The organism is Vibrio sp. Y176 (assembly GCF_033438945.1).
Map to the genome: position 1 here is coordinate 1 of NZ_JAWOQS010000024.1, position 8,488 is coordinate 8,488.

The window sequence follows — 8,488 nt, forward strand, 5'->3', positions numbered from 1 at the left end:
CCCGGGCCGGACTTGAACCGGCACAGCGCGAACGCCGAGGGATTTTAAATCCCTTGTGTCTACCAATTCCACCACCAGGGCAACGCAATCATGCGATGGGTTAGACACCATCTGTCTCAGCGGCCTTTGCCGTGAGAACGAGGCGTACTTTAACGGATTAATTTATCTGGTCAACAATAAATTTTATCTTTTTGATTTAAGTGCTTAAAAAGCGATCTGACTAGTACGTTTGGCATTCAATTAGACCAATAAGCACCCGTTCCCTTTCATTAGCTATGAAGTCATACGCATACTAGTGTCCGTAACTGCTTCGAGGTAAACACGCGACTATCACGTTATGAACGCTGATCTTTTCATCGTTGTAACATCTGTAACAATTTGATTCCCTACTCTTGGCACGACTGCGTACAGAGCATCATATTTTGTTACCGATAACTTTATATCGAATGTGGTCGTACCTTTATAAAATCATTGACTTTTTTTATTTTCAAACAAAGCTCAATTCATTATCGAAAATATCAATAAATAATGGTACGTTACACGAGTTGCAGTAATTTAATGGACATATATCACATATAAGGATGTGGTTTACTTTGGCGACACAACATAAGAAAAACAAGGTATATCACTAATGTCTATCAAGAATCTTTCTATAGCGAAAAAGATATCGCTATCGTTTTTACTCATTGCCATCGTCAACATTGCATTTGGTGTATTTTTATCTACAGAGCTCAAAAGCATCAAATCTGAGCTTTTAAACTATACCGATGATACGCTTCCTGCAATGGAAAGGGTCGATTCGATTCGAGATCACTTGTCTCGCTGGCGCCGAGCTCAATTTGCTGCGTACACTTATGAAGACGCAGACCAAGTCAAAACTAAAATTTCTAACAATATTAGAGAACGCGAAAAGATCACTAGAGAGCTCAACGCTTACGGTGAAACTATCTGGCCTGGCGAAGAGCAGCAAACTTACCAGCGTCTTATGCGTCAGTGGAAAAAGTACTTGGTTACTATGGACCAGTACAATGAAGCGATGCTAGCTAACGACAAAAGCAAGGCCCACCCTATTTTGGCGAACTCCTTGTCTGCTTTCGAAGCGGTTGACTCAGAGTTAGGCGAACTAATCCGTCTCCTTAAAGAAGCTATGGATAGCAACAAAACTCATATCCTGTCCTCTGTAAATGGATTGAGTAATTCTTCAATTGCAAGTAACGTGATTATTCTACTGATCATGGTAGGCATGACATACGTGCTGACTCGCCTAATTTGTGGCCCACTTAAACTTGTTGTTGAGCAAGCAAATGCCATCGCGACAGGTGATCTATCAAGTGACATTGACCGTAAAGCAATCGGCAATGACGAGCTTGGTGAACTGGCAGACGCGACCACTAAGATGCAAGATGACTTACGCCAAGTTATCGATAACGTGATTGCTGCAGTTACTCAGTTAAGCAGCGCTGTCGAAGAGATGAACCAAATCTCCGATATTTCTGCGTCTGGTATGAAAGATCAACAGCTGCAAATTACGCACATCGCAACAGCAATGACAGAAATGAAAGCGGCCGTAGCCGATGTGGCTCGTAACACTGAAGACTCAGCGAACCAAGCTAACGAAGCAAACCGCCGCACACAACACGGTGTTCGTGAAACCCAAGGTATGGTTGACGCGATTCAAGAAGTTTCAAACGTAATTGGCGCTGCAGGCGATACCGTAGCAGAGCTTGAACAGCAATCGAATAAAATTAACGTGATCGTGGATGTTATCCGCGACATCGCCGATCAAACCAACCTACTTGCACTTAATGCAGCCATTGAAGCGGCGCGTGCTGGTGAGTCTGGTCGTGGCTTTGCCGTCGTTGCAGACGAAGTTCGAACTCTTGCCGGCCGTACGCAAGATTCAACGAGTGAAATCACTTCGATCATTGAGCAGCTACAATCACTTGCAAAAGACGCAAAATCAGCCACTGAACTTTCTAGAACCAGTATTTCAGAATGTGCAGAGCAAGGTATTCAATCAAAACAGCTGATGAGCGACATTGAGCATTCGATTTCGGACATCTCAGACATGGGTACCCAAATCGCCACGGCTTGTAACCAGCAAGACTCTGTTGCGGAAGAGCTTAACCGCAGCATTGAAAACATACATTTGGCATCTCAAGAGGTCTCGCAAGGCTCGGAGCAAACCGCACAGGCGTGCCGCGAACTAAGCCAGCTATCCATTTCTCTTAAAGATGTAATGAGCCGCTTTAAACTGAGTTAAACTCAGTGGGTACCTTAGTAGATATCAAATCAATCCCGATTTGCTTAAATTGAATGTCATCACTGAGGTATATTTAGGTATATATTAAATCACTATCTTAACAAACGCTCCAAAGCACCACTTGGAGCGTTTTACTTCGTCAGGTACTTTCCCCAAGTACTCAATAACATAACCAATACAAAAAACGCGTACGGAGACTTTATGCGCTTAAATAAAACCTTACTATCACTGACTATCGCTGCTGCAATCGCGGTTCCTGTAATGCAAGCTACTGCTGCTCCTCTTCAAATTAGCAATACAGCAGCAAAAGCAGAGCAAGTTCAAGGTGCTAACGCTTGGCTAGAAATAAACTTAGGTCAGTTCCGCGATAATATTGAGCAGTTTAAATCGCACATGGATGGCAAAACGAAAATCTGCGCCGTGATGAAAGCCGACGCATACGGAAATGGTATCGCAGGCCTGATGCCGACTATTATCGAACAACAAATTCCTTGCGTTGCCGTTGCAAGCAACGCCGAAGCACAAACTGTTCGCGACAGTGGCTTTAAAGGCCAACTCATGCGTGTACGCTCAGCGGATATTGGCGAGATTGAAGCCGCAATCGACCTAAATGTCGAAGAGTTGATAGGCACAGCAGAGCAAGCTAAAGCACTGTCTAAACTAGCCGAGAAAGCTGGTAAAGAAATCAAAGTTCACCTTGCTCTGAACGACGGTGGTATGGGACGTAATGGTGTTGATATGACGACAGAAGCGGGCAAGAAAGAAGCGCTAGAAATCGCTCAACAAGCTGGCGTTAATATTGTTGGTATCATGACTCATTTCCCTAACTACAATGCAGACGACGTGCGCCAAAAGTTAGCTTCATTCAAAGACAGTTCTGCATGGCTGATTAAAGAAGCGAATCTAAAACGCGACAACATTTTACTGCACGTAGCAAACTCTTACACCGCGCTTAATGTTCCTGAAGCGCAGCTTGATATGGTTCGCCCTGGTGGCGTTTTATACGGAGACCTACCGACTAACCCTGAGTACCCTTCTATCGTGTCTTTCAAAACACGCGTGGCATCCGTTCACCACCTGCCAAAAAATAGCACAGTCGGTTACGACAGTAGCTACACAACAAGCAAAGAAAGCTTAATGGCGAACATTCCTGTTGGTTACTCTGATGGTTACCCACGAAAAATGGGGAATGCGGCAGAAGTTCTGATCAATGGCCAACGTGCAAAAGTTGCGGGCGTTGCTTCAATGAACACTACAATGGTAGATGTTACAGGTATCAAAGATGTTGAGCCTGGTTCTGAAGTTGTTTTGTTTGGCTCCCAACAAGGCAAAACGATTTCAGCTGCTGAGATGGAAAAACACGCAGAAGTCATCTTCCCTGAACTATACACGGTTTGGGGAAGCGCGAACCCTCGTGTCTACGTAAAATAAACCTATTCAGTTATTCGTAACAGAGCGAAAAAGCGAGCCTCGTGCTCGCTTTCTTTCTTATTTACTAATCTGTACTAGCTCGTGATGTTATCAATTAAACAGAGCTTACTATTTCTGTTGTTTTAATCTCCTTTAGCACTACCAAGTACGACTCTCTACACTCTGTTTCTTAAAGCCGCTTGGATGGCTCATTTTTATATAGCACTTAGTGTTTGAAAGCCCCTCCAATTGATGTTAAACATGAAGTTTACAAAAGAATAACAAACACACTCGTATGGCACTGCCCCTTTGCCTGCTAGCTAGGTATCTCTATGACAGAAAATACTCAACATCTTCAACGCTCCTCCGCTGAGTTGCACGAATTTAATCGGCTTGACGTCTGGAACGGCTTCACCCAACTTTTACCCCTCTCTATGTTCGTGGTCATATTTGGCCTCGCTTTCGGTGTTGCTGCGGTACAGACTGGACTAGATGTATTTCCCACTATGTTGATGAGCACACTGGTCTTCGCCGGTGCTTCACAATTTGCCACGTTAGAAATGTGGGGAGCAGAAGTCCCTCTCATTCCAGTTCTTATTACTGTATTTGCGATTAATGCTCGTCACCTCTTGATGGGAGCCACACTTTATCCATGGTTACGACAACTCCCACCAACAAAACGTTACGGTGTAATGCTGGTAGCATCAGACGCTAACTGGGCAATGGCACTCAATGCATTTGGTAGAAAAGAACCTGGCTTTGGCTTGCTTGTTGGTGGCGGCTTAGCGATGTGGTCTTTTTGGATTGTGGGCACCTGGATCGGCATTTATTTTGGTAGCGCAATCAAAGATCCGGTGGGCCTCGGGCTCGATATGGTTATGGGATGCTTCCTGCTGTCTATGGTGGTGGCTGGGCCGAAAGACTTAAGAATCTTTGCAATTTGGGCCATAGCAGCAGCCTCTTCTATGTTGGCATATTGGTATTTGCCAGAGAATAGCCACGTAGTGGTTGGCGCCATTACTGGCGGAGTATTGGGTGCTTGTTGGAAGGAGAAGAAAGCATGAACATCGAAACAACCTTAGGTGGCACACTGCTTATCATCATCGCTATGGCTTTAGTCACGCTCATAACCCGCTGGGGCGGAGTGTATGTTATGTCATTCATTCCGATTAGCGAACGGGTTCAACGTTTCATTACTGCGATGTCAGGCTCTGTATTGGTTGCGCTTTTAGCTCCGCTAGCAGTAGAGGGTGATAATGGTGCTAGAGCAGCACTGTTTTCTACTGCCGTTGTCATGTTCATCGTGAAAAAGCCTCTACCCGCAATTGCAACAGGCATCATCGCCGCCGCTGCAGTACGTGCTCTTTAGTCGCTGTTTCAACGCCGATACCAGTCATCAATAAAAAAGACCCAAAACACAAAGCCCTGATGTCACAAGTATCATCAGGGCTTATCTTATGCTCATCATTTGAATGATGAACAACGATTATTAATCATGGTGAGACAGCACATTACGCACAGCAGTTACAATTGCGCTTATATTTGTCCATTTTACCAATACCAGGGTTAAAGGTATTGGTTGGGTCTAATTCGTGGTAAAACTTCTGCAACGAGTTTTCGGCTTCATACAAGTGACCCACGTTATGTTCTGCTGGGTATTTGGCACCACGGCTATTGAGGTGCTCTAGCATCAGCTTTTTCATCAACTTCGTGTCAGTCCCTTTTTTGAAAATGTAATCTTGATGGAAGACGTAACACATAAAGTGACCATAATAGAGCGCTTGAACAAGGTTCTTACTTACCTCTTCAGGCAAAGTTTCTAGCCACTCTTCATCATTACGTCGCAAAGCGATATCAAGTGCAACGATGTCTTCTACGTCTTTTCGGTGAATCGTCTCGTAACGAATTGCTGCACCTGCTGCTGCAAAGCGATGTAAATAAGCTTTTTTACCCTCTTCCGGCGTACACTCGAAGAAATCACAGTCGTCTTCAACAGCCCAAACTTCTTTGAGGTATTTTTGTGCTTCAGCAATACCACCATCACTCATTTTCAATACCAGGTGATGCTCATACTTGTCACGGAAATCCAGCATTCGCTCTGGTAAGTGTTGTGGGAACAACTTGCTCGCGTAGTACAAAATGGTGTCTGGCAGATATTTACTGACAAACGGGATGCGCTCTAAGAAGTTTTCTACCTTAGCTTTAAGTGCGAACATTTTTGGCAGCTTATCTGTGCCTAACAAGTCGATGGATAAGAACACATCCTTGCCGTACTTCTCTGCCATGTTGAAGATATCTCGATGCAAGTATTCTCCCATCTCAGGCAAGTTATCAAACGTAGATAAGAAGTCTTTTCGCAACTTCGTTAGTTTCGCAGGGTCATTGGTGCCAAGGTAAAAAACCTGCTCTTTTTCGGGTACTGGGTAGCTGTCAACCCGAACGGCAAAAACACCCAACTTGCCAGCGCAGCCACTAGCTTCAAATAATCGGCGTTCATCGGCATTAAAGCGAGAAGGAATGTCAGAAGTCACGTCTCGAACACGTTCATCGTATTCTTTGTCTGACGCCATTCGCTCATCATGAATGATCTTCGCTGGGTCAAAGTTCCCTTCTTGCAGGTTTGTTAGAATTTCTTCTGGCGTTTCACCTAATCCTTCAATACCAAGGTGGTTCACCAAATGTAACTGGCCTTGCTTATCCACCTGCGCATAGATCGCCAGTTCCGTATAAGCAGGACCACGCTTAACTAGCGCACCGCCTGAGTTATTGGCGATACCACCGACCACAGTGGCACCTAGCGATGAAGAGCCGATGATAGAATGCGGTGCTCGGTTCACTGCCTTCAGCTCTTTCTCCAAAGAGTGTAAGCTCGCACCAGGCAAGCAAACCGCCTGCTTACCGCCATCTAATAAGTGAATCTTCTTGATTTTGGTAATATTGATCACAACCACATCGCGATCATAATCATTACCACTCGGAGCTGAGCCCTCTGTTAAACCTGTTTTAGCCGCCTGCATGATAATGATGCAGTTTGCTTCAACACACTGTTTAATAATCTTCCATTGTTCTAGAAGAGTGTTAGGAAACACGATAGCAAGCGCATTACCACTACCCGAACGAAACCCCGAGCGGTAATATTTCGTTTTAACCTCGTCGGTTAGAACATTTTCTTCCCCCACGATGGTTTTAAATTCTTCAATCAGCTGCTTTTGTTTCATATCCGTATCTCTAGTTATTGTACTTCGCTCACAACACCGCTTAGCGGCAGGCATGGCGTTTGAGCCACTATAAGCAGTCCATTTCTCTGCGTCTATGTCAGGCGGACGAACAATACGTAATCAATAAACAACAAACAAAATAATTCTTTATTTTTCTGTTACTTATCTTTCACATTTGAGAAATTTAACGTAAGAAACAGACCGTTTCTTAAAAGAAACAATAGCAAAACCATTTGTTAACAGTTGTGCGGGGTATCTTGTTATCAACATTAGTGAAGAAAACGAGGAGAAGCGTAAGCTCCTAAATTTAAGAGGACTCTTAGAAATGAAGATGGAAACATAAGCTCAACACCAACATAACGATCGGTGTTGAGTTATTGGCTTAAAATCGATGGTTTTGACTTTGAAAGCTTGTGTATAGATGATCGATAAAGATCTTAATTTTTTCTGGTTGCTGACGAGTGTAAGGGTACACCGCATAAATACCCAAACATTTGGCTGTTTCGTCTTTAAATAACTGAATCAGACTGCCTTGCTTTAAGTCTTCATAAACCAATACACGCGGCACATAGATGATTCCCTGCCCTAACAGCGCCACATTTCTCAATACAGAAGAATTGTTAGTACAGAGGTTACCGTCGACGGTGATTTGATATACCTCGTCTCCATCTTTAAACGCCCACTCATGCGCTCCGGTTTCTTGGTAGGAATAGACTAAACAATTGTGTTTAGCCAAGGCTTGAGGTTGTTTAGGTATGCCATGTTTAGCTAGGTATTGGGGTGACGCGCAAATGATCCAATTTGCATCCACCAGCTTTCTTGCAATCAGACTAGAATCTGGCAACACACCCGTTCTAATTGCCAAATCAAAACGTTCATTCACGATATCGACGAAACGATTATCTAGATCCATATCGATATTGATGTCTGGGTATTTCTGATTAAATTCATTAATCACTTGAGGAAGAATTAATTCACCAGAGATAGTAGGCACCGAAATTTTAATGTTTCCAGATAAGTTTTTACCTAAACCCACAATGGATTCTTCCGCCGTTGCCACCGCTTGATAAACCGCTTTTGCATGAGTAAAAAACGCTCGTCCTGCTTCAGTCAACGTTAGCGTTCGCGTTGTTCGGTAGAGAAGCTGTACACCAAGCTCTTGTTCAAGCTTGGCAATGCGTTTACTGACGACCGATTTGGTCAGTGACATATGTCTCGCAGCAGCACTAAATGAACCTTGCTCGATCAAGTGATAAAAAATGATGTAATCGTCGGTATTTCTCATGCGTCTTCGTCAAATCCTTTGGAAGCCCGTATTGTAAACTGAAATTGGCTTAGGTGCGAAACATCGGGTCACACTTAATATCAGAAACTCGTGACAGAGATGGGGTTGCTAAGCTCACAGGTAATGAAAAAGAGATGGTGTGAATTTATCAGTCTTCAGATACAAAAAAACCAGCTTTCGCTGGTTTTAAGTTGATGCACTTGGCATCGAGATACCGCCATGGCCATATCTGAATAATTTGGAGCGACACACGAGGTTCGAACTCGTGACCTCAACCTTGGCAAGGTTGCGCTCTACCAACTGAGCTAGTGT

General features: G+C 43.9%; 6 protein-coding genes. 4 read left to right on the plus strand and 2 right to left on the minus strand.

Going from position 1 to position 8,488, the window contains the following annotated elements:
- Positions 1 to 631 precede the first annotated feature (631 nt).
- The 4 genes from R7O13_RS23375 (at position 632) to R7O13_RS23390 (ending at position 5,042) form a co-directional block, all read left to right on the plus strand.
- Positions 632 to 2,263 (plus strand): methyl-accepting chemotaxis protein, encoded by a 1,632-nt coding sequence (locus tag R7O13_RS23375; protein WP_005375988.1) that lies wholly within the window; start codon positions 632 to 634, stop codon positions 2,261 to 2,263.
- 201 nt (positions 2,264 to 2,464) lie between these two features.
- The gene (gene alr, locus R7O13_RS23380; protein WP_130545615.1) at positions 2,465 to 3,694 is read left to right on the plus strand and encodes an alanine racemase; all 1,230 of its coding nucleotides are present in this window, start codon (positions 2,465 to 2,467) and stop codon (positions 3,692 to 3,694) included.
- A 311-nt stretch (positions 3,695 to 4,005) separates the two neighbouring features.
- Positions 4,006 to 4,737, plus strand: a complete 732-nt coding sequence (locus R7O13_RS23385; protein WP_054865294.1) for an AzlC family ABC transporter permease — start codon at positions 4,006 to 4,008, stop codon at positions 4,735 to 4,737.
- Positions 4,734 to 5,042, plus strand: coding sequence for an AzlD family protein (locus tag R7O13_RS23390; protein WP_318304778.1), 309 nt, complete (start codon positions 4,734 to 4,736; stop codon positions 5,040 to 5,042). Before R7O13_RS23385 ends, R7O13_RS23390 begins: the two co-directional genes overlap by 4 nt.
- Positions 5,043 to 5,184: 142 nt before the next feature.
- Here R7O13_RS23390 and dld read toward each other — a convergent pair whose 3' ends face one another.
- Positions 5,185 to 6,891: a D-lactate dehydrogenase gene (gene dld, locus R7O13_RS23395; RefSeq protein ID WP_042520979.1), complete on the minus strand. Its 1,707-nt coding sequence runs from the start codon at positions 6,889 to 6,891 to the stop codon at positions 5,185 to 5,187.
- A 382-nt stretch (positions 6,892 to 7,273) separates the two neighbouring features.
- On the minus strand, positions 7,274 to 8,176 hold the full coding sequence (locus R7O13_RS23400) for a LysR family transcriptional regulator (protein WP_017633645.1): 903 nt from the start codon (positions 8,174 to 8,176) through the stop codon (positions 7,274 to 7,276).
- Positions 8,177 to 8,488 lie beyond the last annotated feature (312 nt).